General features: G+C 71.2%; 21 protein-coding genes and 1 riboswitch. Of the genes, 7 read left to right on the top strand and 14 right to left on the bottom strand.

Features of this window, described 5'->3' with window-relative positions; translation table 11 throughout:
• Window positions 1-17 precede the first annotated feature (17 nt).
• From H4F70_RS13670 to H4F70_RS13705, 8 genes are all read right to left on the bottom strand, one after another.
• Window positions 18-1,406: a class II 3-deoxy-7-phosphoheptulonate synthase gene (locus tag H4F70_RS13670; protein WP_182346955.1), complete on the bottom strand. Its 1,389-nt coding sequence runs from the start codon at window positions 1,404-1,406 to the stop codon at window positions 18-20.
• A 44-nt stretch (window positions 1,407-1,450) separates the two neighbouring features.
• The gene (locus H4F70_RS13675) at window positions 1,451-2,005 is read right to left on the bottom strand and encodes a polyadenylate-specific 3'-exoribonuclease AS (protein ID WP_182346954.1); all 555 of its coding nucleotides are present in this window, start codon (window positions 2,003-2,005) and stop codon (window positions 1,451-1,453) included.
• 41 nt (window positions 2,006-2,046) lie between these two features.
• Window positions 2,047-2,805 carry a lysophospholipid acyltransferase family protein gene (locus H4F70_RS13680; RefSeq protein ID WP_182357571.1) on the bottom strand — a complete coding sequence of 253 codons (759 nt, stop codon included), beginning with the start codon at window positions 2,803-2,805 and terminating at the stop codon, window positions 2,047-2,049.
• A 163-nt stretch (window positions 2,806-2,968) separates the two neighbouring features.
• Window positions 2,969-3,982 carry an ROK family protein gene (locus H4F70_RS13685; RefSeq protein ID WP_182357572.1) on the bottom strand — a complete coding sequence of 338 codons (1,014 nt, stop codon included), beginning with the start codon at window positions 3,980-3,982 and terminating at the stop codon, window positions 2,969-2,971.
• The gene (locus H4F70_RS13690) at window positions 3,979-4,494 is read right to left on the bottom strand and encodes a hypothetical protein (protein WP_182357573.1); all 516 of its coding nucleotides are present in this window, start codon (window positions 4,492-4,494) and stop codon (window positions 3,979-3,981) included. Before H4F70_RS13690 ends, H4F70_RS13685 begins: the two co-directional genes overlap by 4 nt.
• On the bottom strand, window positions 4,491-5,618 hold the full coding sequence (locus H4F70_RS13695) for an ArsA family ATPase (RefSeq protein WP_268968330.1): 1,128 nt from the start codon (window positions 5,616-5,618) through the stop codon (window positions 4,491-4,493). Before H4F70_RS13695 ends, H4F70_RS13690 begins: the two co-directional genes overlap by 4 nt.
• Before the next feature lie 35 nt (window positions 5,619-5,653).
• Complete coding sequence (locus H4F70_RS13700) at window positions 5,654-6,088, bottom strand: SRPBCC family protein (protein WP_182357575.1); 435 nt, start codon at window positions 6,086-6,088, stop codon at window positions 5,654-5,656.
• Window positions 6,089-6,222: 134 nt separating this feature from the next.
• Entirely contained in the window at window positions 6,223-6,615 is a 393-nt protein-coding gene (locus H4F70_RS13705) for a polyketide cyclase / dehydrase and lipid transport (protein ID WP_182357576.1), read from the bottom strand.
• A 358-nt stretch (window positions 6,616-6,973) separates the two neighbouring features.
• Between H4F70_RS13705 and H4F70_RS13710 the strand changes: the two genes are divergently transcribed.
• On the top strand, window positions 6,974-8,788 hold the full coding sequence (locus tag H4F70_RS13710) for an AMP-dependent synthetase/ligase (RefSeq protein WP_182357577.1): 1,815 nt from the start codon (window positions 6,974-6,976) through the stop codon (window positions 8,786-8,788).
• 60 nt (window positions 8,789-8,848) lie between these two features.
• Here H4F70_RS13710 and H4F70_RS13715 read toward each other — a convergent pair whose 3' ends face one another.
• The 4 genes from H4F70_RS13715 to H4F70_RS13730 form a co-directional block, all read right to left on the bottom strand.
• Window positions 8,849-9,973, bottom strand: coding sequence for a glycosyltransferase family 4 protein (locus H4F70_RS13715; RefSeq protein ID WP_182346946.1), 1,125 nt, complete (start codon window positions 9,971-9,973; stop codon window positions 8,849-8,851).
• A gap of 62 nt (window positions 9,974-10,035) precedes the next feature.
• Window positions 10,036-11,421, bottom strand: coding sequence for a hypothetical protein (locus tag H4F70_RS13720; RefSeq protein WP_182357578.1), 1,386 nt, complete (start codon window positions 11,419-11,421; stop codon window positions 10,036-10,038).
• 6 nt (window positions 11,422-11,427) lie between these two features.
• Window positions 11,428-12,555, bottom strand: a complete 1,128-nt coding sequence (locus tag H4F70_RS13725) for a C40 family peptidase (RefSeq protein ID WP_182357579.1) — start codon at window positions 12,553-12,555, stop codon at window positions 11,428-11,430.
• A 262-nt stretch (window positions 12,556-12,817) separates the two neighbouring features.
• Entirely contained in the window at window positions 12,818-13,489 is a 672-nt protein-coding gene (locus H4F70_RS13730; RefSeq protein WP_182357580.1) for a C40 family peptidase, read from the bottom strand.
• A gap of 15 nt (window positions 13,490-13,504) precedes the next feature.
• Window positions 13,505-13,657: riboswitch (cyclic di-AMP (ydaO/yuaA leader) on the bottom strand.
• A 359-nt stretch (window positions 13,658-14,016) separates the two neighbouring features.
• Here H4F70_RS13730 and H4F70_RS13735 point away from each other — a divergent pair.
• Together H4F70_RS13735 and H4F70_RS13740 are read left to right on the top strand one after the other, a co-directional pair.
• Window positions 14,017-15,789, top strand: coding sequence for a DEDD exonuclease domain-containing protein (locus H4F70_RS13735; protein ID WP_182357581.1), 1,773 nt, complete (start codon window positions 14,017-14,019; stop codon window positions 15,787-15,789).
• Window positions 15,790-15,858: 69 nt separating this feature from the next.
• On the top strand, window positions 15,859-16,134 hold the full coding sequence (locus H4F70_RS13740; protein WP_182346941.1) for an Lrp/AsnC family transcriptional regulator: 276 nt from the start codon (window positions 15,859-15,861) through the stop codon (window positions 16,132-16,134).
• An 85-nt stretch (window positions 16,135-16,219) separates the two neighbouring features.
• Here H4F70_RS13740 and trpD read toward each other — a convergent pair whose 3' ends face one another.
• Entirely contained in the window at window positions 16,220-17,314 is a 1,095-nt protein-coding gene (trpD, locus tag H4F70_RS13745; protein WP_182357582.1) for an anthranilate phosphoribosyltransferase, read from the bottom strand.
• A 234-nt stretch (window positions 17,315-17,548) separates the two neighbouring features.
• Window positions 17,549-18,004 (bottom strand): hypothetical protein, encoded by a 456-nt coding sequence (locus tag H4F70_RS13750; protein WP_182357583.1) that lies wholly within the window; start codon window positions 18,002-18,004, stop codon window positions 17,549-17,551.
• A gap of 269 nt (window positions 18,005-18,273) precedes the next feature.
• Here H4F70_RS13750 and ctaE point away from each other — a divergent pair, with 269 nt between their 5' ends.
• From ctaE to qcrB, 4 genes are all read left to right on the top strand, one after another.
• The gene (ctaE, locus tag H4F70_RS13755) at window positions 18,274-18,885 is read left to right on the top strand and encodes an aa3-type cytochrome oxidase subunit III (RefSeq protein ID WP_182346938.1); all 612 of its coding nucleotides are present in this window, start codon (window positions 18,274-18,276) and stop codon (window positions 18,883-18,885) included.
• A gap of 79 nt (window positions 18,886-18,964) precedes the next feature.
• The gene (qcrC, locus tag H4F70_RS13760) at window positions 18,965-19,864 is read left to right on the top strand and encodes a cytochrome bc1 complex diheme cytochrome c subunit (protein ID WP_182346937.1); all 900 of its coding nucleotides are present in this window, start codon (window positions 18,965-18,967) and stop codon (window positions 19,862-19,864) included.
• The gene (gene qcrA, locus H4F70_RS13765) at window positions 19,861-21,021 is read left to right on the top strand and encodes a cytochrome bc1 complex Rieske iron-sulfur subunit (protein WP_182346936.1); all 1,161 of its coding nucleotides are present in this window, start codon (window positions 19,861-19,863) and stop codon (window positions 21,019-21,021) included. Before qcrC ends, qcrA begins: the two co-directional genes overlap by 4 nt.
• Window positions 21,018-22,637 (top strand): cytochrome bc1 complex cytochrome b subunit, encoded by a 1,620-nt coding sequence (gene qcrB, locus H4F70_RS13770; RefSeq protein ID WP_182357584.1) that lies wholly within the window; start codon window positions 21,018-21,020, stop codon window positions 22,635-22,637. Before qcrA ends, qcrB begins: the two co-directional genes overlap by 4 nt.
• The last annotated feature ends 247 nt before the right edge of the window (window positions 22,638-22,884 follow it).

Raw genomic sequence — 22,884 nt, forward strand, 5'->3', positions numbered from 1 at the left:
CGATCCGGCCCGGCCGGTCAGCCGCGCAGCATCTCCGCCACCAGGAAGGCCAGCTCCAGCGATTGCTGGGTGTTCAGGCGCGGATCGCAGGCCGTCTCGTAGCGGCCGCCCAGGTCCATGTCGGAGATCGCCTGCGCGCCACCCAGGCACTCGGTGACGTCCTCGCCGGTCAGCTCGATGTGGATGCCTCCCGGGTGCGTCCCCAGCCGGTTGTGCACCTCGAAGAAGCCCTGCACCTCGTCCACGATCCGATCGAAATCGCGGGTCTTGTATCCGGTGGACGACTCGTGGGTGTTCCCGTGCATCGGGTCGCACTGCCAGATCACCTGGTGGCCGGTGGATTCGACCTTCTCTACGATCGCCGGGAGGACATCGCGCACCTTGGCGTTGCTCATGCGCGAGACGAGCGTGAGGCGGCCGGGCATGTTGTCCGGGTCCAGCCGCTCGACGTACTCGGCCGCCATCTCCGGTGTGGTGCCGGGCCCGATCTTCACCCCGATGGGATTCGACAGCAACTCGGCGAAGGCGATGTGCGCGTCGTCGAGGCCGCGCGTGCGCTCACCGATCCACAGGAAGTGCGCGGACAGGTCGTAGAGCCGGGGCTGGTCGGCGGTCTCCGTGTCCAGCCGCAGCATCGCGCGTTCGTAATCGAGGACGAGCGCCTCGTGGCTGGCGTAGATGTCCGAGCTGTACAGCGCCGGATCAGTGACGCGGCAGGCGTCCATGAAACGCAGACCGCGGTCGATCTCCCCGGCGAGGGCCTCGTACCGCGCGCCCGCCGGCGAGGTCCGGACGAACTCCTGGTTCCAGTCGTGCACCTTGCGCAGGTCCGCCATCCCCGAGCTCGTCACCGAGCGCACCAGGTTCATCGCGGCCGCCGCGTTGGCGTAGGCGCGCACCAGGCGGGACGGATCGTGGACGCGCGCCGCGGCGTCCGGAGCGAACCCGTTGACCATGTCGCCGCGGTAGGACAGCAGGCCCAGCGCGTCCGTATTGGCCGACCGGGGCTTGGCGTACTGGCCGGCCACCCGCGCGATCTTCACCACCGGCATGCTTGCGCCGTAGGTGAGCACCACGGCCATCTGCAGCAGCGTGCGGATGTTGCCCCTGATGTGCGGCTCCGTGTTGTCCGCGAAGGTCTCCGCGCAGTCGCCGCCCTGCAGCAGAAACGCCTCGCCGCGGGCCACCTCCGCGAGCTTGTCCTGCAACGATTGCACCTCGGCGGGCACCGTGATCGGCGGCACCGACTCCAGCACGGTGCGCATGGCCCGCGCGTGGTCCGGGTCCCACCCGGGCTGCTGCGCGGCGGGCTTGGCCAGCGCCGCGTCCAGTTGCTCCCGCATGCTCTGCGGCAGCGGGGGAAGATCGGGCAACAGGTCGATGGGCACGTCGACAGTCCAGTTCACCCCACCAGCCTATGCGGCGGCGGGACCCGGGCGCATGCGAGGTCCTAAGATGCTCCCGCCGCCCGCCCCACCGACGCCGGACCGCCCTGTCGCCCGCCGGCGAGGGCCGCGTCGATGGCGCGGTACTTGGCCAGGTTGTGCCTGGCGTCGGCCAGCGCGTCGTGAGCATCGCCGGGCGCGGGCGGCAACGCCGGGCTTCCGCACTCCTGCCAGCGCTGCTTGAGCTCGCGGGTGAAGCGCGGCATGTACCGGGGCAGGGCGGTCATGTCGCCCCACAGCTGGCACAGCACCACGTGGTCGTACGCCCCCACCCACGCCCAAAGCTCGATCTCCCCGGGCCGGACGCGCCGCGGATCGCGCCCTTCCAACAGGAAATCGGCGAGGTCGTCCCGGATGCGGCCGCGCGAGCGGTACGCCTGCGACGACGGAGACGGAAGTTTGTCCAGGACGTTGGCCCGCACCCACCGGCCGGCGCGTGACGGGTCGAACTCCGTGGACACCGCGTAGAACTCGCGCCCGTCCTCCGCGACGACCCCGATCGACACCAGATCGATGGTGGAGCCGTCTTCGATGAACTCGCAGTCGTAGAAGTAGCGCACCCGCCCACAATAGTGGCGGGCCACGCCGCCCGGGATTCCGGTCAGCTCGCCTCGGTGTCGGGGATGCGGGGCTGCAGGGCGGCCTCCCGCGCCGCATCACGCGCCGCGACGGCCCCCGCCTTCGCCGGGCCGCCGTCCTTGAGGCTGGCGGCGTAGATGTCGACGTACTCCTGCTCGGAGAGGTTCATCAGCGCGTACATGATCTCGTCCGTCACGGCGCGCTCGATGAACCTGCTGCCCTCCAGCCCCTCGTAGCGGCTGAAGTCCAGCGGCTCGCCGACCCGGACCGTGATCTTGGTGGGCCGGTAGCTCTTCGAACCGATGGGGTTCATGACGTTGGTGCCCATCATGGCCACCGGAATCACCGGCACCCCGCACTCGAGCGCCATGCGCGCGATCCCCGTCTTGCCCTTGTACAGCCGCCCGTCCGGGGAACGCGTGCCCTCCGGGTACAACCCCAGGAGGTTGCCCTCCTCCAGCACGCGGCTGGCGGTGCGCAGCGCGGCCTGCGCGGCCTCACCGCCCCGCCGATCGATGGGCACCTGGCCGGAGGCCGAGTAGAAGAACCTGTTGATGCGCCCCTTGAGCCCGGGAGTGGTGAAGTACTCGCTCTTGGCGAGGAAGGTGATCCTGCGCGGCACCATCAGCGGCAGGTACAGCGAATCCACGACCGCCAGGTGGTTGCTCGCCAGAATCGCGGGGCCGTCCACGGGGATGTTCTCCAGGCCCTCGATGCGGGGGCGTCCGAGGACGCGCAGTAGTGGACCGATCAAGATCTGCTTGAACAGCCAATACCACATACCCCACTCCTCCGTTTGCCTGATCGCCCGACCTCGACGGCCCCCGGGTACTCTACCGAGCTGCGGTGCACGTCACCACAGAGGCACCGCCGCACTCCATTCACCCCGGCGCCCGCCGACGTGCGACGGACGACGCCTGCCGACGCCCCCATTGTGCGCCACATCACGGATCCACGGCCGGTCCGCCGGCGTTCCGGGCCGCCTCCGCCGCGGCCGCCTCCCGGCGCGCCAGCTCCGCGGCACCGATCATCGCCGCCGCGACACCGAGCTCGCTGCGTCGGATACGGGCCAACCGCCTGTGCCCCGCCCCGGTGACGAGCCCCGCATACGCGCGGCGCGCGTCGTCCAGGAACAAGGGCGCCGACGAGGCGACACCGCCCGCGACGACGATCAGATCCGGGTCGAACACGTCCGCCACGATGGACAGCCCCACACCGAGCCAGTGCGCGAAGTCCGCCATCGCCTCGAGGGCCACCGCATCGCCGGCCGCCGCGGCATCGGCCACCGCCGCGCCCGTCACCCCCACGTCGGCACGCGCGAGCATCGACGGGCGGCCCGGGTGCGCGGCGAGCAGTTCCGCCGCGGTGGCCGCGAGCGCAGTTCCGCTGCAGTACCGCTCGAAGCACCCCGACTTGCCGCACGCGCACGGGCGGCCGCCGGGGACCACCGGCAGATGCCCGAGCTCTGGGGCCACGCCGTTGGAACCCCGGTACAGCGCCCCGTCCACGAGCAGTGCGGCACCGATCCCCGTACCGATCGCCACGACGGCGACGTTCTCCCCCGCCCCCGCCGGGCCGAAGCACGCCTCACCCCAGGCGGCCGAGTTCGCGTCGTGCTCCAGTACCACCGGCAGCCCCACCCGGTCCGCGATCCGTGCCGGGACGGCGGCGTCCCGCCAGGGCAGGTGGGGCGCGAACCGGACCACCTGCCGGTCGCGGGAGACGAAACCCGCCACGGCGAGCCCCACCGCGGACACCTCATGCCTGCCGGCCAGCTCGCCGATCACCTCCACGAGCGCCCCATCGAGCGCGTCGGGCTCCGCGGGCGTGACCGCCGAGACCACCTCCACCGCGGCCCCGGCCGCGTCGACGACCGCCGCGCGCAGATTCGTCCCGCCGACGTCGATGCCGATGGCCGGGCCCGCTCCGGTGCCCGCCTCGCGGTCGGGTTCCGTCATGGCGGATCCCCGTCGCCGGGATCGTCCACCGTGACCGTGATCGGCTCGAACCGCGGGGCGCGGGGCGCCGGCGGCTCCGCCCGGCCGCCCGTATCGGCGGTGCCGTCCCGCGCGGGCCCGCCGGACGACCGGTCCGCAGTGGCGTCGCGCCCTCCATCGGCACCGGCGGCCGCGGCGCCACCGGGTCCCGAGGCGGTTTCTCCGCCGACACCGGCTTCGGCGTGGTCGCGGACCGAGTCGGCGAGCAGGTCCCGCAGCGCGGTGAGCAGGGCCACCCCCTGCGTGCCGAGCGCCGTCAACAGCGGATGCTGTTGCCCCTTCGACAGGGCGACGAGCGCGCAGAGCGGGCACCAGGTGCACGACGACTCCGGAGCGGCGGGTCCCGGGGCGAGCTGTGCGACCAGCGGGGTGACCGCCGCGAGGAACCCCGCGAGCGCCTCACGCACCTCGTCGCTGATCTGCGCGCCGCCGTGATCCCCGTGGTCGTGCGGGCCGTTTCCGGATGCGTTCACAGCGGCCACACCTCCGGATCCGGCCGGAAACGGATGCGCAGGGCGCCCTCGCCCAGTGCCGCGTCCTGCACGGTGCACCGGCGCAACACCGGCGCCAACGGCACGCGGCGGCGCACGCAGTCCACGGTGAGGACCAGGTCGTCGCCGACCCTCCCCGCCTGCACCTCGTCCGCGAACGGCAACCGCACCGACAGCGTGTACACGGAATCGAGGCCGGCCCCGGATTCGAGGCACACGCTCGTTGCGGGCGCGGAATCCCGCACGGACGACGCCGTCGCCGCGGCTGGACCCGCTGCACGGCCGAGCGCCGCGGAGAGCCGGACGAGCGCCGCCACACCGACCGGCTCGTCCTCGACCTCCGGTACCCGCACCACGCGCAGGCCGTCGTAGACCTCCGCCTCCGCCCCGTCCACACCGCGGGAACGATTGACCACCACCGAATGCACCGGCGGCCCCGCGAGCCCCAACGCCGTGAGCACGCGGCGGGTCTCCGCGGCCGCGACGCGCCCGGGCGCGGTGACCACCGTCACCGCGCTGCGCGCGCCGTCGCCCACGAGCGCCCCGATGCGCGAGACCGACGACTCGAGCTGCTCGGCGGCCCCCACCGCCGCGAGCATGCGTGCGGACGAGGGGATGCGCCCCAGTCGACGGTGCCGCGGCCAGAGCCTCTCCAAGTACGCCGACAGGGCCGTGGGAACCTCGAGCATGCGCAGCGCCGCCCCCGTGGGCGGGCAGTCGATCACCACCCGGTCCCAGCGGCCGCTGCCGGCCAGGTCCGCCACCTCGGCCATGCCCAGGAACTCCTGGACGCCGGGGACGGTGGTGAGCTCCTCCGGCAGCAGCTCGCCCGCCGTCTCCGCGATCCGGGGGCCCAGAACCGATCCGGTCAGCGCGCCCCACCTGTCGGCCGCGAGGGCCAGGGTGTCCACCTCGCGGAGCTCCAACGAGCCGGGCCCCACGACGCCGGTCACACCGGCGCTGTCGGTGCTGTCGGCGCCGAACACGTCCCGCAGAGAATGGGCCTCGTCCAACGAGACGAGGAGAACGCGCTCCCCCGCTCGCGCCGCCGCCACCGCCGACGCGGAGGCGATCGTCGACTTGCCCACGCCGCCTTTCCCGACCACGAAGCGCAGCCGGGTCCCCGCGACGTCCTGCTCGCTCAGGCCTCCACCCGCTTCTTCAGCTCGCCCAGCGCCGTGTTGATGATGACCTTCTCCGCCTTGCGCTTGAGCAGGCCGATCATCGGGATGTGCAGGTCGACGGCAAGCTGGTAGACAACTTCGGTACCGCCGTCGCGACGGGCCAGCGAGTACGAGCCGTGCTGCGACTTCTGCAGTTGCCCCTCGACGAGCTCCCAACGCACCGACATCCCGTCGGCGGCCCAGTCATAGGCCAGCACGTACGTGTCCTTGACCATCCCCGCGTCCATGACGAACCTGGCCGTCCGGATGCGCCCGTCCGCCCCCGTCTCCAGGACTTCGACGGAGGTGACCGCCGATACCCACTCCGGATAGGCCGCGAGGTCGGCGATGGTCGCCATCACCACGTCCGGAGACTCCGCCACGGTGATCGCACCGCTCGTACTGTCTGCCATCGTCAGATTTGCTTCCTCTCCATCGGCACCGCTGCCGCGGCCCCGCGGGTGCAGGCCGGGCCCCGCGGGCGGCCCGGAAACACCGCCCGCAGCCCCCGGACCGCGGCCCCGGGTGCGGCCGATCCGGCTGGAATCTACCCCGCCGCGCGATGCCGCGGCGGCTCCCCCGCTGCCCTTCCTGCCTCCAGGACCGACTTGACCTCGAACACCATCGCCTTGCCGTCCACCCTGCGCCGTCTGTTCTCCGCCGCGTGTCCGCCCGCGGATGCGGACGGATCCACCGGCTCCGCGTGCAGGAAGTAGTGGATCACCACGCCGTCGAGCACCGGCTCGAGCCACACTTCCATCGTGCCCTCGAGCGGCCCGGACACCGCCCAACGGACGCCCTTGTCGCCGCGGTCCTCCCTGATCCGCAGCCGCAGATCCGGCCACCAGCGCCGCCAACTGCGCGCATTGCGCACCGAGGCGGCCACCTCGTGCGCCGGAGCGGCGATGAAGCCCTGATCCGCGACCTGGATACCTGTCACGGAACGAGCATCACACAACACGGTGAACGGTCACACATCGCCCCCGCGCACGGGGCTGCACCGCACGGCCCAGGCCCCCGTGCGGCCGGAAGTCCGCGCCGCTGCCCGTGGACACCGCACCGCCTGAGAGGCCCACGGGTTAAGCTGCCTGAAGGAAAGGTGACCGTCGGGTCAGGAGTCCGGTCCGTCCGTGGTCGGCCCCGGCCCGGCCGGCCACGCGGGGTCAACGGCCCCATACAGCTCGGCCCAGATTGTTCGGCAAGGAGTTCGTCGCGCGCGGATCGGCCTTCAGCATTGCGGAGCCCGGCACTGCGAATCCGTCACGCACGGCGCTCTCCAGCGCTCGGGAGGACCTCAGGTGCAAGAATTCACGACTCCAGCGACGTTCACCGTCGCCGATGACGCCTCGGCCGTCGACGCGGTCTTCGACTTCGCCGCCACCGACCCCGCATTGGCGGTGTTCGACCGGCTCGTCGACGGCAGGTGGACCCCGGTGCGCGCCGACGACTTCGCGGGACAGGTGCGTGCAGCCGCCAAGGGGCTCGTCGCCTCCGGCGTGGAAGCAGGCGACCGCGTGGCACTCATGTCGGCCACACGCTACGAATGGTCTCTGCTCGATTACGCGATCTGGGCCGCCGGGGCCACGACCGTCCCCGTGTACGAGACCTCGTCCACCGGCCAGGTGGAATGGATCCTCGAGGACTCGCAGGCCAAGATCCTCATCGTCGAACACGACGAGCACACCGCGACCGTCGCGCCGATCCGAGACGCGGCGCCGGCGCTGAGCGCGGTGTTCCAGATCGATCCCGGCGGCGACACCCCGGACGGCGCCGTCGCGGGCCTCGCCGAGCGCGGCAGGGACGTTGCGGACACCGTCATCGACGACCGCGTCCGCGGACTCACCGCGGACAGCCCCGCCGTGCTCATCTACACCTCCGGCACCACCGGCCGCCCCAAGGGCTGCAGGCTGACGCACCGCAACCTCCTGGCCGAGTCGCACGGCGCCATCGCCGCGTTCCACACCGAGCTGCGCAGGGGACGCCGCTCGTTGATGTTCCTGCCGATGGCGCACGTCCTCGCGCACGCGATCAGCATCGCCGCGTTCCAGAGCAAGGTCACGCTGGGCCACTTCTCCGACATCCCCACGCTGGTGCCCACGTTCGGGGAGTTCAAGCCCAACTTCATCCTCTCGGTGCCCCGCGTGTTCGAGAAGGTCTACAACACCGCCCGGCAGAGCGCGCACGACGACAGCCCTCTCAAGGGCCGGATCTTCGACCGGGCCGACGAGGTGGCGGTGGCCTGGAGTATGGCGCAGTCCGACGGCGGCCCGGGGCTGCTTCTGCAGGCGCAGCACACGCTGTTCGACAAGCTCGTGTACTCCAAACTGCGCGCGGCGCTCGGCGGCGAGTGCGAGATCGCGATCTCCGGCGGCGCACCGCTGGGCGCCCGGCTGGGCCACTTCTTCCGCGGCATCGGCGTGACCATCTACGAGGGCTACGGGCTCACCGAGACCACGGCCGCCGTCGCCGTGAACACCGTCGACCACATCAAGGTGGGCACCGTCGGACGCCCGCTGCCCGGCAATTCGGCGCGCATCGCCGAGGACGGCGAGATCCTGGTGAGTGGTCCCGTCGTATTCGACGGCTACTGGCGCAACGAAGCCGCCACCGCCGAGTCGCTCGAGGACGGCTGGTTCCACACCGGCGACCTGGGCTCGCTCGACGCCGACGGCTACCTGTCCATCACGGGCCGCAAGAAGGAGATCATCGTCACCGCCGGCGGCAAGAACGTCGCCCCCGCGGGGCTCGAGGACAGCCTGCGCAGCCACCCGTTGATCAGCCAGGCCATGGTGGTGGGCGACCAGAAACCGTTCATCGCGGTACTCGTCACGGTCGACGAGGACGCGTGGCCCGCTTGGAAGGAACGCAACGGCAAGCCGGGCGACGCCACCGTGGCAGACCTGACGGCGGACCCCGACCTGGTGGCGGAGATCGATGGGGCGGTCAAGGCCGCCAACCGCACAGTCTCGCACGCGGAGTCGATCAAGAAGTTCCGGATCCTGCCGAAGGACTTCTCGGAGGAGACCGGCGAGATCACCCCCACCATGAAGCTCAAGCGCAATGTGGTTGCGGCGTCGTACGCCGGCGAGATCGAGGCGATCTACGCGAAGTGACGCGCAGGCCGGCCGCCCCGCGGGCGGCCGGCCTGATCCGGCCCGTGCCGGGCGGGCCGTTCACAGCAATTCGCGCAGGCGCCCCGCAAGCACGTCCCAGCGCCAGTTCTCGCGCACCCATTCGCGCCCGGCGGCCCCCATCCGAGCGGCCCGATCGGGGTCCTCGAGCACCCCCGCGACCGCGCCGGCGATCTCCTCGACGTCGCGCCCGTCGACCACCCGCCCGGTCTCACCGTCGAGCACGGTCTCCGGGGCTCCGCCCGAGTCGCCGGCCACCACCGGCACGCCGCACGCGGACGCCTCCAGGAAGACGATGCCCAGGCCCTCCACGTCCAGCCCCGCGCCGCGCGTGCGGCACGGCATCGCGAAGACGTCCGCCACGTTGTGGTGCGCCACCAGCTCGCCGCCCGGCACGGATCCGGTGAACACCACATGGTCCTCCACGTCCATCCGCCGTGCCAACGCGTGCAGCGTGTCCGCGGACGGTCCGCCGCCGACGATGAGGAGCGTCGCGCCGCTGACCCTCGCCCGGATGCGGGGCAACGCGCGGATGAGCATGTCCTGCCCCTTGCGCGGCACCAGCCTGGACAGACACACGATGACGGGCCGTTCCCCCAGCCGGTAACGACGTCGCAGCGCGGTGCGCGCGGCCGGGTCGGGGCGGAACCCGTCGCTGTCCACGCCGGGCGGCAGGTGTTCCAGCGCGGCATTCGGGCCGAAGGCCGCGGCGAACCGGCCGCGGGTGTAGCGGCTCACGTAGGTGATGACGTCGGCGTCGTCACCGATCCGGCGCAACGACTGCCGCGCGCCGGGCAGCATCGACCAGCCCACCTCGTGGCCGTGCGTGCTCGCGACGATCCGTTCGGCGCCCGCCCGCCGCATGGCGGGCCCCAGCAGTGCCAGCGGCGCTGCCGCGCCGAACCACACGGTGCGGCAGTCGTGCGACCGGATCAGCTGCCGCGCACGCCGGGCGACGGACGGGGTGGGCAGCATCAGCGTGGTGGGGTGTCGCACCACCTCGAACGGCTGCTGCGCATCGAAGCGCACGTGCGAATCGCCCCGCCACCGCGGCGCGTACACCACAAGGGACTCGGGTGGGAGTTGGGAAGCGAACGTGTGCAGGTAGGACTGGATACCGCCCGCCCGGGGCGGAAAATCGTTGGTCACCAGCAACGTCCTGTGCATGGTCACACCGTATGCGGTACCGGCCGGTCCGGCCGATCCGCCCCGCGCCGTCCCCCGCGGGGTCAGCCGAACTTGCCGCCCAGCCACCGGGACCAGCCTCCGGCGAACTCGTTCATGTCGACGCCGATGGCCTTGTTCAGCGCCGCGTCCTGCGCGGCGGGGTCGAGTCCGCCCACACCGAGGGCCTGGTGCACCGCGCGCAGGCCGTCCTCCCCGTAGGTGGCGACGATGTAGTCGGCCGCCGAGCGCGCAAGCTCGTAGGCGAGCGCGGCGTTCGCCCCGGTGAAGTCCTTGTTCTGCGGCAGCTCGTCGGGCGCCCCGTGTGCGGAGACCATCGCGGCGACGAGCGGCAGCGAGGCCGGGGCCGACGCTCCGCCCACCGGCCGCTGCGCGACGTAGTCGGCGGTCCCCTCGAGCAGCCATGTGGGCGCGCCGCGCCCCACGTCCGTGCGCACCGCCGCGTGCGCGAGCTCGTGCTGCAACACCATGTGCGCGTCGCCGGCGGGCATCCGGCTGAGGGCCCCGGGCGCGAAGACGATGCGCTGGCCGTGCCCCGGCGTGTCGGAATCGAGCGAGATGGTCGCCGCCGCCACGTCGGTCCTGTCCGCCGGGTTGCCCGTGAGGCCGGAGAACTCGTCGGCGCTGTCGGCGATCTCCACGACCATGGTGCGGTCCCAGTGCGTGCCCCAGAAGTCGGATACTGCGGCGACGGCGCCCGGCAACATCTCCCGCACCCGATCTGCTTCCGCGCCGTCCGCGGGATGGCTCAGGACCAGCGACGCGCCCGCCCCGTCGATGTGGACCGGGGTCTGCGTGACAGGTCCGTACTCCCACGGGCCGGCGGGCAGGGTGGCGTGGGTCCCGCCCTGAAGTTCCCGCGTGCTCACGAGTGTCCAGCGATCCCCGTGCCGCGCCGCGATCAGGCCGACGGGCGTGTGGATCATCGCCTCGTCGACGCCCTCGAGTCGGAAATCCAGGTATACCGGCGGCCCCCACGAGTCGATCGCGCCGAGCCGTTCGGCTATCGACGCGGGGACGAACACTTCCGGGTCGTCGCCGATGTGGAATCCGAAGTCCGCGAAGTCGACGGAGGCCAGATTGCGCGCCAGTTCCAGTTGCGACTCGAGGAACCCGGGCGCCGCCTGCGCGTCGATCAGCCCGCGGAGTGCGTCCTCATCGTCGTTCCGCAGCGCGGTCGCCCACGAGGCCAGGAGCGCGTCGACGCCGTCGTGCCGCTCCTTCTGAAAGGGTGAGAGCCGCTCCGAGGTCGCAGCAGTGCCGCCCGCCGCTTGCTGTCCATCGCCGGGGGCGCAGCCGCCGAGGAGCACGATCGCCGCAGCGGACAGGGCCACCGCGGCCTTCGCGAGACGGGCGCTCACCGCTCCGGCCGCGCCGGACTTGTCCGCCCGGTTCGTGCCGGGCTCGTGTGTCCTCGTGGTGCCGGACATGGCGGCCTAGTAGCGCCGGACGTTGTGGATCGGGAACGAGTCGACGGCCTGCACCTTGACAGGCACCCCGAAGGTGGAGGCGTGCACCATCATCCCGTTGCCTGCGTAGATTCCCACGTGTGACACGTCGTCGTAGAAGGTGACCACGTCCCCCGGCCGCATGTCCGCCGGATCCACGGGAGTGCCTCCCCGCGCCTGCTGCTGGCTGGTGCGCGGGACGTCGATGCCGACCTGGGCGTAGGCCCATTGGACAAGGCCGGAGCAGTCGAACTGGTGCGGACCGGTGGCGCCCCAGACGTAGGGGTCGCCGATGCGGGTCAGCGCCACCTGCAATGCCGCGAATTCCGGCCCCGCGCCGACGATCCCGGCGATGTCGAATCCGGCCGGGATGAGCGCCCCTGCGAGCTGCGCGCGGGCGGCGCCCGTCATCTGCCCGTACAGTCGGCGCACTTCGTTGATCCGGCCCTGGAGCGCGTCCTGCTTGTCACGCAGTCGGGCTTGCGCGTCCTGGGCTGCCGCTGTGGCCTGCGCGGCCTGGTCGGCCGCCTTCGCCGAGTCCGCACGGGCCGCACGCGCTTCGGCTTCGGCAGACTTGTACGCGGCGAGCCGCCTCTCGGTCTCGAAGGTGATCTGGTCGAGAACCGACATCTGATCCAGCAGTTGCTGCGGCGACTTGCTCAGCATCAACGCGTACAGCTTGTTCACCTGCACGCCTTGGTAATTGGCGGCGGCGACCCGGTCCGCGGTGTCGCGGTACCGCTCCACCGCGGCCTGCGCCGCATCCACCGCGGCCTGCGCCGCATCCCTGCGGGCCTCGGCCGCCTGCTGGTCGGCCACCGCCGCGTCGACCTTCTGCTGCTGCGCGAGCACCGCCTGATTGGCACGCTCGGCCTCGTGGGACAGCGTGATGATCTGATCGACAGCCGCCGCAGGGTCCGTGGGAGCGGGCGGCACCGCGAACGCCGCGGCGGGGTCGGGCGCCTCGCGGCGCGCACGGTCCGCCGCTGGAGCATCCGGCACGGGCTGCGCGTCGACGACCGGCACGGCGGGATCCGCCTGCGGTTCGGCGCCGGCCTGGCCGACGATGGACCCGCAGACCACCGCCACGGCGAGCGCCGTGACCGATCCGCGCACCGTCGGCCTGTTGTGTTGGAAGACCACCGCGCGCGCTACCCCCCGTCCGGTTCACCCGGCCGCGGAGCACGGCCGGTCATCAGATGCGACCCCCGGCCTCCCGGCGCGGCCCCAGGATCGATGCGTGATCTTCCGCGCCGGGCGGCGGAGCCGCGCGGATCAGACGGATCCGACTGCATGTCGTGATCGGGACGCCGCGCGGCACGGTCGCGAACAGGCTACGAAATCCGCCGACGACTGTCCAACCCCATGGGGGCGTACGTCAGATGCGGCGTGCACTCACGGCATTCATGACGTTGAGGTCCGCGTACTTCACGGGGACGCCCGACGTGGTCGCGTGCACGATCTGACCGTCGCCCACGTACAGGGCCGCGTGACCGCCGCCGCTGTAGATGACGATGTCGCCGGGCTGCAGGTTGCTGAGCGACACGGCATGCCCTGCGGTCGCCTGGTCATAGGTGGTGCGCGGAAGCTGCACGCCGGCCTGCGCATAGGACCACTGGATCAGCCCGGAGCAGTCGAACGCGTTGGGCCCGTTGGCACCCCAGACGTAGGGCGATCCGACCTTGCTCTCCGCGGCGGCGAGCGCGCGAGCACCGACGCTGCCCTGCGTCGAGCCGAGGGAGTCGCCCGTGGAGGAGTCGCCCAGCGAGTCGCTGACGCCGCGGTCGACGAGGATGTCCGGCAGATCGATGCCCGCCGGAAGCGTGAACCCGCCCGGCGCCTGCGACAGCATCGCGTCGGTCGTCGGGATATCGGGGAGCGTGACGCCTTCGGGAACGTCGAACGTCCCGACGCCCTGCACGGTGACCGTGTCCGCGGCGGCCGGCGCTGCGGCGAGTCCGATCGTACCGGCCGAGACGGCGCCGACGGCGAGGGCGCTGCGCGCGGTGGTGCCCAGCGCGCTCTGCTTCTTCAACCTGTGTTTGGCCACAGCCCAGGTGTCTCCGTTTCTTCCTTCTACCGCCGACCGGGTTAGCTGACGGGTTCGGGCTAGGAAGACTGCCCTACCGCGAACGTGCTTGCACACGCTGCGGATTCACCCCAGAACTCGAGTGGGTCCCCGATTCGATGCCCTGCATCGATTAGGCGGTGACCTGCGCCCCGCGCCGGGCGGCACGGCGTTGCATCGCAAGGTCTCGGAAAGATTACGAAACGGATACCTTTTGTGTCCAGCCGCCGCGGCGGCGATTCTCCGATCCGGGCCCGCGGGCTCCCCTGAACGGCTCGATCGTTCACCCGGACGACGGTCGCGCCGGCGGCGCCGCGCAATCTCGCCCGCGCGGCATTACGGCGCGAACCCCCAGCTCAGCGTCACCGTCGAACCGTACCCACGAGCATGGCGGAGCGTTGCGGCGGCGCCGACCCGGCCGCTGGACCGGCCCGATGTGACGCTCGTCGCTTTCCGTCCCATACGTCGGGATCGACCGCCTGTCGGAGGTCGCGCCTATTCTGGTCGCCGTGACGGACCCAGCGACGACCACCCGTGGTGCGACGGGTGAACAGCTGCGGCTGGACCGTATGGACGCCGCGCTCAGCGCGACCACGTTCGTCGTCGTCGACCTGGAGACGACGGGAGGACGCACCGGCACGGACGCGGTGACGGAGATCGGCGCCGTGAAGGTCCGCGGCGGCGAGCTGCTGGGCGAGTTCGCCACGCTCGTCGACCCCGGCCGCGCCATCCCGCCGTTCATCACGCGGCTCACCGGCATCTCGGATGCGATGGTCGCCGGCGCACCGACGATGTCCGCGGTGCTGCCCTCATTCCTGGAGTTCGCGCGCGGCGCCGTCCTGGTGGCGCACAACGCGCAGTTCGACGTCGGGTTCCTCAAAGCGGCCGCCGCGGCCACCGAGACGGCATGGCCGCAGTTCCCGGTGCTGTGCACGGTGCGTCTGGCGCGACGGGTACTCGGCCGCGACGAGGCGCCGTCAGCCAAACTCTCCGCACTCGCACGGTTCTTCGACGTCAGTACCCCGCCCACCCACCGTGCCCTCGACGATGCCCGCGCCACGGTCGATGTGCTGCACGGCCTGCTGGGCCGCGCCGGTAGCGAGGGGGTGCACACCTTCCCGGATCTGCTCGCGCACATGTCGCCGGTGAGCAGGGCCCAGAAGACAAAACGCCACCTGGCCGACCCGCTTCCGCACGCGCCGGGCGTCTATCTGTTCCGCGGCCCGTCCGACGAGGTGCTCTACGTCGGCACCGCGGTGGATCTGCATCGCCGCGTGCGGACCTACTTCACCGGATCGGAGAAGCGCGCCCGCATGAAGGAGATGGTGGCGCTCGCCGTCCGCATCGACCACGTGGTGTGCGCGCACGGTCTCGAGGCGGAGGTCCGCGAGCTGCGACTGATCGCCGCGCACGAGCCGCCCTACAACCGCGCATCCAAGCAGCCCTCGCGCAGCTGGTGGGTGGACCTCTCCGACGAGCCGTTCCCACGCTCCGTCGTGCGCCGTCGCTGCGGTCCGGATTCGCTCGGCCCGTTCCGCAGCCGGGGCGCCGCCGCAGAGGCCGCCGCGGCGCTCGCGGAAGCCTGCGGCATCCGCACGTGCACCCACCGCATCCCCGCGGCGGGGGTGCACGGAGCCGACTGCAGCACGCTGGGTGCGGTCGGCGGATGCCCCGCGGCCCCCCGGCGCGCCGGGGGCCCGGACGGCGACGCGGCGGGTCGGCGCGGGGAGACACGCGACGAGTACGCCGCGCGCCTCGCACCGGTGCGCGCCCTCATCCGCGGCCTCGACGACGCGCCGCTGGAGTCCGCGAGGCTGCGCATCGCCGAGCTGTCGGCGTCGTGCCTGTTCGAATCCGCCGCACGCAGACGTGACGGGCTGCATGCGCTGGTGTCCGCGCTGGCGCGCAGCCAGCGACTCCGGGCGCTGGCCGCGCTCGACGAGGTGGTCGTCGCCAGACCGGACGGCTCCGGGGGGTGGCAGTTCGCCGTCGTCCGGTCGGGACGCCTGGCCGCGGCCGGATGCGCGCCCCGGGGAGCCGCCCCCATGCCCGTCGTCGACGCCCTGACCGCCGCGGCCGAGACCGTCCTGCCCGGACCCGGCCCGCTGCGCGGCGCCACCGGCGGCGAGGTGTCGATCGTGGCGCGCTGGATAGACCGCCCCGGCTCACGCATCGTCCGCTCCAGCGGCGGGTTCGGCACACCGATCCGCGGTGCGGGGCGGTGGGCCGACTGGGCGCAGCTGGCCCGCGAGGGCCGCGCCGCGGCGGACTACGCGGGGTGACCCCCGCCGCCGGAGACGTACAGGGGACAATGGCGACGAGCCGCACAGACCAAGAGGAGTCGAGCAACGATGATCACCGCAATCGTCCTGGCCGCCGTGGAACCCGCCACGATCCCCGAGGCCGCACAGGCCATTGCGGACATCCCCGGCGTCGAGTCCGTCTACTCGTGCGCGGGCGACGTCGACATCGTCGCCGTGGTCCAGGTGCGCGATCACGAGGCCGTCGCGGACGTGGTGACCGGCCGGATCAACAAGATCACCGGCATCGTCCGCACCACCACGCACATCGCATTCCGCTCATACTCGAGCGCCGACGTCGAAGAGGCGTTCTCGATCGGCGAGTGAGGCTGCAGCCGGGTTCACGCAGCAGCCGGGTTCACGCAGCAGCCATGGCCGGTACGAGGACGTGGCCCCGGCCGGGTGTGCTCGGCTAGGAGGCGGACGAGTCCTCGTCGGCCGCCGCACGCCCGCTGACGTCGACCCACCGCGCGAGCAGTGCCGCCGCGGCCCCGGAATCGACGGTCTGCGCGGCCGTCGGGTAGTGCGCCGCGATCCTCTCGGTCGCTGTTCCCGGACCGCCGTGGAACGCGGCGAGCGCGGCTGCCGAGTTGAGCAGCACCGCGTCCCGCACCGGCCCCGGCTGGCCGGCGAACACCGCGCGCGCCACATCCGCATTCTCCTCGGCGTCACCACCGCGGAGCAGGTCGAGCGACACCCTCTCCACACCGAGCTCGCGCGGGTCCAGCGTCTGCTTGGACACCGTTCCATCCTCCACGAGATAGACGGTGGAGGTGGTCGAGGTGGTGAGCTCGTCGAGCCCGTCGTCGCCACGCACCACCAGTGCGGACTGGCCGCGTTCGGCGAACACCCCGGCCACCGTCTCGATGAGATCGGGGAATGCGCAGCCGATGAGTCCCGACCGCGGGCGGCCCGGATTCGTGAGCGGGCCGAGGACGTTGAAGACGGTCGGAATCCCGATCTGCCGCCGCGGCAGGCCCGCAAAGCGCAGCGCCGGGTGGTACAGAGAGGCGAAGCAGAAGCCGATGCCCGCGTCGCGGATGCACCGCGCGACGCCCTCCGGCCCCAGGGCGATGGTCACCCCCAGTGCCTCGAGCACGTCCGCGCCGCCCGATTTGGAGGACGCCGCCCGGTTTCCGTGCTTGACCACCGGAGCCCCGGCCGCCGCGACGACGATCGACGCCATCGTGGAGATGTTCACCGTGTTGGCGCGGTCGCCGCCGGTGCCGACGATGTCGATGCCGTCGCGGGCACCGTCGACGAGACGCGCGTGCGCGAGCATCCCGTCGGCCAGCCCGCGGAGCTCGCCGGGGGTGGGCCCCTTCATCTTCAGCGCCACGCCCAATGCGGCGATCTGCGCGGGCGTCGCGTTGTCGCCGAAGATCTCGTCGATGGCCCACCGGGTGTCACCGGCGTCGAGTTCGGCGCCGTCCACCACGCGGCCCAGGATGCCGGGCCACGAGCGCTGCTCCGGAGCCGTTGCGGCCACCTGTGCGTCCCGATCCATCTCCACCCGCCTCATCCGAGTTCCCACGTACGCCTGCAGCCGCTGCGCGTCCGGCGGTGATCTCCCCGGGGCACCGGCCGGGACCGGCCTTCCGGATCCGAACGGACGCCCTGGGCTCCACATGTCCAGCGACGATGCGGGCTGCGCGCTGGTCTTGGCTCCAGGGTCCTGCGCGCGCCCGCGAGGACCAGCCTATCGGCACGCGGTCCGCGGCAGGTCCGGCGGTCCGCCCGGTTACTGCAGCGCGTCCCATCCCAGTACCGTGCCACCGAACCGCTGCGCCAGCCCCGCCATCCGCGCGCGCTCCTGCGCCAGGTGCAGCGCGTCGAGCCTTTCGACCCGCACCAGTCGCACGGCTCTGCGATCGTCGCCGCCGCCGGACGGAAACGCGCCGGCCGCTGCAAGCCCGCCCGCGAACTCCGCATAGCCGGTCTGCGCCCCGATGGCCACGATCTGCTCCGCCGCCCCCTCGGGGACCAGAAGCAGATGACGCGACACCGCGGGCGCACCGCCGTCCCAGGCCGGGTCCGTCGACGCGGCGCGCTCGAGGATGGCGCTGCACGCTTCCACCTCGTCCTCCGACGACGCCACCACCTTCAGCCCCGGATCGGCCGGATCCGGGGCGGGTCCTCCGCGGGTGCCGCCGAACCGTCTGCGCCACCAGCCCCGCACGCCGCTCCGATTCGACATCCGTCGCCCTCCTTCGTCGTCGCCGGCCGTCCGCCGGCATCGCCGCGCACCCTGCCGGCCCCCGCAGCGCGGCGGGCGCGGCGTCCTCGAACACGCGGCGCGACCGGCGCCGCAGCGCCGGGGGACTTCCCGCTTGACACCCCGAGACACACCGTCCCGCTCCCACGACGGTACCGAAACCGCAGGTCACCATGCCCGGGAATTATTGCCGAGAGGCAATTTCGGACCCGATTGGGCAGAAGTTACTACGAGGGGTCATACTTCCATCTGTGACGAGCGCAGTAGGGACATCAGGATCCGCCATCAGCCAACGGGTGCACTCGCTGAACCGACCCAACATGGTCAGCGTGGGGACAGTCGTCTGGCTCTCGAGCGAGCTCATGTTCTTCGCCGGCCTGTTCGCGATGTACTTCGTCGCGCGCGCCCAGGCGACGGGCGGGTGGCCGCCGGAGCCCACGGAACTGAACCTGCCGTATGCCCTGGTCTTCACCATCATCCTCGTGGCGTCGTCGTTCACGTGCCAGATGGGCGTCTTCGCCGCCGAGCGGGGCGACGTGTTCGGCCTGCGACGCTGGTACTTCATCTCGTTCATCATGGGCCTGATCTTCGTCATCGGCCAGGCGAACGAGTTCCGGGAGATGGTCGCGCACGGCACCACGCTCGCCAGCAGTTCCTACGGCTCGGTCTTCTACATCACCACCGGCTTCCACGGCCTGCACGTCATCGGTGGTCTGATCGCGTTCCTCTTCCTCATCGCCCGCACGAAGATGAGCAAGTTCACGCCGGCCCAGGCCACCGCGTCGATCGTCGTCTCGTACTACTGGCACTTCGTCGACATCGTCTGGATCGGACTGTTCCTCACGATCTACATCATCCGATAGCGCTTGACCCGCAACCGGTCGGGAACGAACACCGCAAGGCGATGTTCAGTCCGTCCCGCGATACACAAAAGGGATACCGATGAAATCATCTCCCCCACCTGTCGCCGGTGAGCCCGGTGATGACACACAGGCACCGGACCCGGCCCGCGCCAAGCGCCGCCGCAAGATCCGCCGCCGCGCGACGGGCGGCGCCTTGCTGCTCGGCGGGCTGTCCGGCGCCGGGCTGCTCGCCGCGGTGCTGACGCCCACCCCGCAGGTCGCGACTGCGAACGAGGAGCAGACTGCGCTGGTGCGCGAAGGCGAGCAGCTCTACGACCAGTCCTGCATCACCTGCCACGGCGCCAACCTGCAGGGCGTCGACGGCCGCGGCCCCAGCCTCATCGGCGTGGGCGAAGCCTCGGTGTACTTCCAGGTCGCCAGCGGCCGCATGCCGGCTTCGCAGCTGGGCGCGCAGATGCCGCGCAAGAAGGTCGAGTACTCCGAGCAGCAGATCGACGCCCTCGGCGCGTTCGTGCAGGCGCACGGCGGCGGCCCCACCGTCCCGCGCAACGCCGACGGCGAGGTCGCCAGCGACTCGCTGCGCGGCTCCGGCCGCGGTGAGGACATGCTGCGCGCGTCCGACGCCGCAGTCGGCGGCGACCTGTTCCGCCAGAACTGCGCGTCCTGCCACAACTTCACCGGCCAGGGCGGCACGCTCTCGTCCGGCAAGCACGCGCCGGACCTCAACAACGTGCCCGAGGCGCAGATCTACACGGCCATGTTGACCGGCCCGGAGAACATGCCCAAGTTCTCCGACCGGCAGCTCACGCCGGACGAGAAGAAGGACATCATCGCCTACGTCAAGGGTGCCACCGAGGCGCACGAGCCCGGCGGCCTCGCGCTCGGCGGATTCGGCCCCGCGGCCGAGGCAGGCGTGATCTGGGCGGTCGGCATCGTCGCCGCCGTCGGCGCCGCGCTGTGGATCGGAGCCCGTTCATGAGCAACGACGACACCAATCGCGACTACACGGACGAGGAACTGGCACAGATGAGCCAGGACGAGCTGGTCAAGCTCGGCACCAACCTCGACGGCGTCGACGTCGCCTACCACCGCAAGCGCTTCCCCATCCCCGGCACCAAGGCCGAGAAGCGCGCCGAACGCACCGTGGCCATGTGGTTCATCATCGCCGGCCTCGCCGCTGCGGCGTTCTTCGGCATCTACATCTGGTGGCCGTGGCAGTACAAGGGCGTCGGCGACGAGGGCGAGTTCATGTACAGCCTGTACACGCCCCTCATCGGCGCCACGATGGGCATCGCCATCCTCGCCGTCGGTATCGGCGCGGTGCACTTCACCAAGAAGCTCATCCCCGAAGAGGTCTCGATCCAGCAGCGTCATGACGGCCCTTCCCCCGAGGTCGACCGTCAGACGATGTCCGCGCAGCTGCAGGACTCCTACGAGGCCACGGGCCTGGCTCGCCGCAAGATGCTCAAGGGCACCCTCGGCTTCGGAGCCGTGGCGGTGGGCATCATGGCCATCCTTCCGCTCGGCGGGCTCATCAAGAACCCGTGGAAGAAGCACCCGATGACCAACCTCGGGGACGGGACGCTGCACACCAGCGGCTGGACCCCGCACTTCGAAGGCGAGAAGATCTTCCTGCGCCGCGACGTCGGCGACCCGCACGTGGTCGAGAAGATCCGACTCGCCGACCTCGAGGCCGGCGGCATGGAGACGGTCTTCCCGTTCCGCGAATCGGACCTCGTCGACTCGCCCGGGCATCCGTCCGAGGAGAAGCTGCTCAACGCCATGCGCGGCAGCCGCAACCCCGTGATGCTCATCCGCCTGCGCACCGAGGACACCGCCAAGGTGATCAAGCGCAAGGGCCAGGTGAACTTCAACTACGGCGACTACTTCGCCTACTCGAAGATCTGCACCCACCTGGGCTGCCCGACCTCGCTCTACGAGCAGCAGACCAACCGGATCCTCTGCCCCTGCCACCAGTCGCAGTTCGACGCCCTGCAATGGTGCAAGCCGATCTTCGGGCCGGCGGCGCGCGCGCTGCCGCAGCTGCCCATCACCATCGATGAGGACGGTTACCTCGTCGCCAACGGTGACTTCATCGAGCCCCTGGGCCCGGCATTCTGGGAGCGTAGGTCATGAGCAACGCACACCTCGCCAAGGCGGCGAACAACATGGACGAGCGCTACCGGCTTTCCGCCGGCATGCGCCGACAGATCAACAAGGTCTTCCCCACCCACTGGTCGTTCCTTCTCGGCGAGATCGCCCTCTACAGCTTCATCGTCCTGCTGATCTCGGGCATCTACCTGTCGCTGTTCTTCGACCCGTCGATGGCCGAGACCACCTACAACGGCGTCTACCAGCCGCTGCGCGGCATCGAGATGTCCAAGGCGTACGAGTCGGCCCTGAACATCTCGTTCGAGGTGCGCGGCGGCCTGTTCGCCCGTCAGATCCACCACTGGGCCGCGCTGATGTTCGTCGCGTCGATCATCGTGCACCTGTGCCGCATCTTCTTCACCGGCGCATTCCGCAAGCCGCGCGAGGCCAACTGGGTCATCGGCTGCGTCATGCTGCTGCTGTCGATCGCCGAGGGCTTCTTCGGCTACGGCCTGCCGGACGACCTTCTCTCCGGCACCGGCCTGCGCATCACCTCCGGCATCATCCTGGGCCTGCCGGTCATCGGCACCTGGCTGCACTGGGCGGTGTTCGGCGGCGACTGGCCCGGCACCATCATCGTGCCGCGCATGTACGTGCTGCACATCCTTTTGATCCCGGGCATCCTGCTCGCGCTCATCGGCGCGCACCTGGCGCTCGTCTGGTACCAGAAGCACACCCAGTGGCCCGGCGCCGGCCGCACCGAGAACAACGTCGTCGGCGTCCGCATCCTGCCCGTGTTCGCGTTGAAGTCGGGTGGCTTCTTCGCGGTCACCTTCGGCATTCTGGCCATCATGGGCGGCGTCTTCCAGATCAACGCCATCTGGAACCTGGGCCCGTACAACGCGTCGCACATCTCGGCAGGTTCGCAGCCGGACATGTACATGCTGTTCACCGAGGGTCTGGCCCGAATATTCCCGGACTGGGAGCTGTACCTCGGGCCGTACACGGTGCCGGCAGTGGTCTGGGTCGCGGTGGTCCTCGGCGTGGTGTTCGCGCTGCTGTTCACCTACCCGTGGATCGAAGCGAAGCTCACCAAGGACACCCAGCACCACAACCTGCTGCAGCGTCCGCGCGACGCCCCGGTCCGCACCTCGCTCGGCACGATGTCGCTCGCGTTCTACCTGGTGCTCATGTTCTCGGGCATGAACGACGTGATCGCGCTGAACTTCGACATCTCGCTGAACGCGACCACGTGGATCGGCCGTATCGGCGCGGTGGCACTGCCCCCGATCGTCTACTTCGTGACCTACCGGTTCTGCCTGGCGCTGCAGCGCAGCGACCGTGAGGTGCTCGACCACGGCATCGAGACCGGCCACATCAAACGGCTGCCCCACGGCGAGTACATCGAGGTGCACCAGCCGCTCGGGCCTGTCGACGAGCACGGCCACCCGATCCCGCTCGAGTACCAGGGCGCTCAGCTGCCGAAGAAGCTCAACAAGCTCGGCGCGGCCGGCCGCCCGGCACGCGGCGGCTGGCTCACCGCCGACCCGGAGGACGAGGCGCGGGCGCTCGACGACGCCGAGCACGAAGGCGAAGAGCGTCAGCTCGACATGCTCCGCGAACGCCAGGAGCAGGACCAGGGCATCGGCCACCGCGGCTGACCCCCTGCGGCCACGACACGACGGGGCGGGCCCCGGATCGCACAGCGATCCGGGGCCCCCCTCGTTGCGCATGCCGGAGGTGCGGGGCCGAAGGAGTCCGCCCGCCCGCAGCGCCCCCTCCCCTCCCCTACCGCGCTCTCCTCATCGACGGACCGCATCGCCGGGTGTCCGGGCACCGCAGCGTGCGCCCGTGCCGATACTGTGTCCACAAGGCGACCACGGCCGTCGCTGCGACCGCGATGAGAGG

The sequence above is a fragment of the Tomitella gaofuii genome (assembly GCF_014126825.1).
GTDB lineage: Bacteria > Actinomycetota > Actinomycetes > Mycobacteriales > Mycobacteriaceae > Tomitella > Tomitella gaofuii.

What these genes read in the sequence shown, in the direction of transcription:
- H4F70_RS13680 (WP_182357571.1), bottom strand. Translation starts at nt 2,805, where the DNA reads ATGTGGTATTGGCTGTTCAAGCAGATCTTGATCGGTCCACTACTGCGC.
- H4F70_RS13685 (WP_182357572.1), bottom strand. Translation starts at nt 3,982, where the DNA reads ATGACGGAACCCGACCGCGAGGCGGGCACCGGAGCGGGCCCGGCCATC.
- H4F70_RS13700 (WP_182357575.1), bottom strand. Translation starts at nt 6,088, where the DNA reads ATGGCAGACAGTACGAGCGGTGCGATCACCGTGGCGGAGTCTCCGGAC.
- H4F70_RS13715 (WP_182346946.1), bottom strand. Translation starts at nt 9,973, where the DNA reads ATGCACAGGACGTTGCTGGTGACCAACGATTTTCCGCCCCGGGCGGGC.
- H4F70_RS13720 (WP_182357578.1), bottom strand. Translation starts at nt 11,421, where the DNA reads ATGTCCGGCACCACGAGGACACACGAGCCCGGCACGAACCGGGCGGAC.
- H4F70_RS13740 (WP_182346941.1), top strand. Translation starts at nt 15,859, where the DNA reads ATGATCACCGCAATCGTCCTGGCCGCCGTGGAACCCGCCACGATCCCC.
- trpD (WP_182357582.1), bottom strand. Translation starts at nt 17,314, where the DNA reads ATGGATCGGGACGCACAGGTGGCCGCAACGGCTCCGGAGCAGCGCTCG.
- H4F70_RS13750 (WP_182357583.1), bottom strand. Translation starts at nt 18,004, where the DNA reads ATGTCGAATCGGAGCGGCGTGCGGGGCTGGTGGCGCAGACGGTTCGGC.
- qcrC (WP_182346937.1), top strand. Translation starts at nt 18,965, where the DNA reads ATGAAATCATCTCCCCCACCTGTCGCCGGTGAGCCCGGTGATGACACA.
- qcrA (WP_182346936.1), top strand. Translation starts at nt 19,861, where the DNA reads ATGAGCAACGACGACACCAATCGCGACTACACGGACGAGGAACTGGCA.
- qcrB (WP_182357584.1), top strand. Translation starts at nt 21,018, where the DNA reads ATGAGCAACGCACACCTCGCCAAGGCGGCGAACAACATGGACGAGCGC.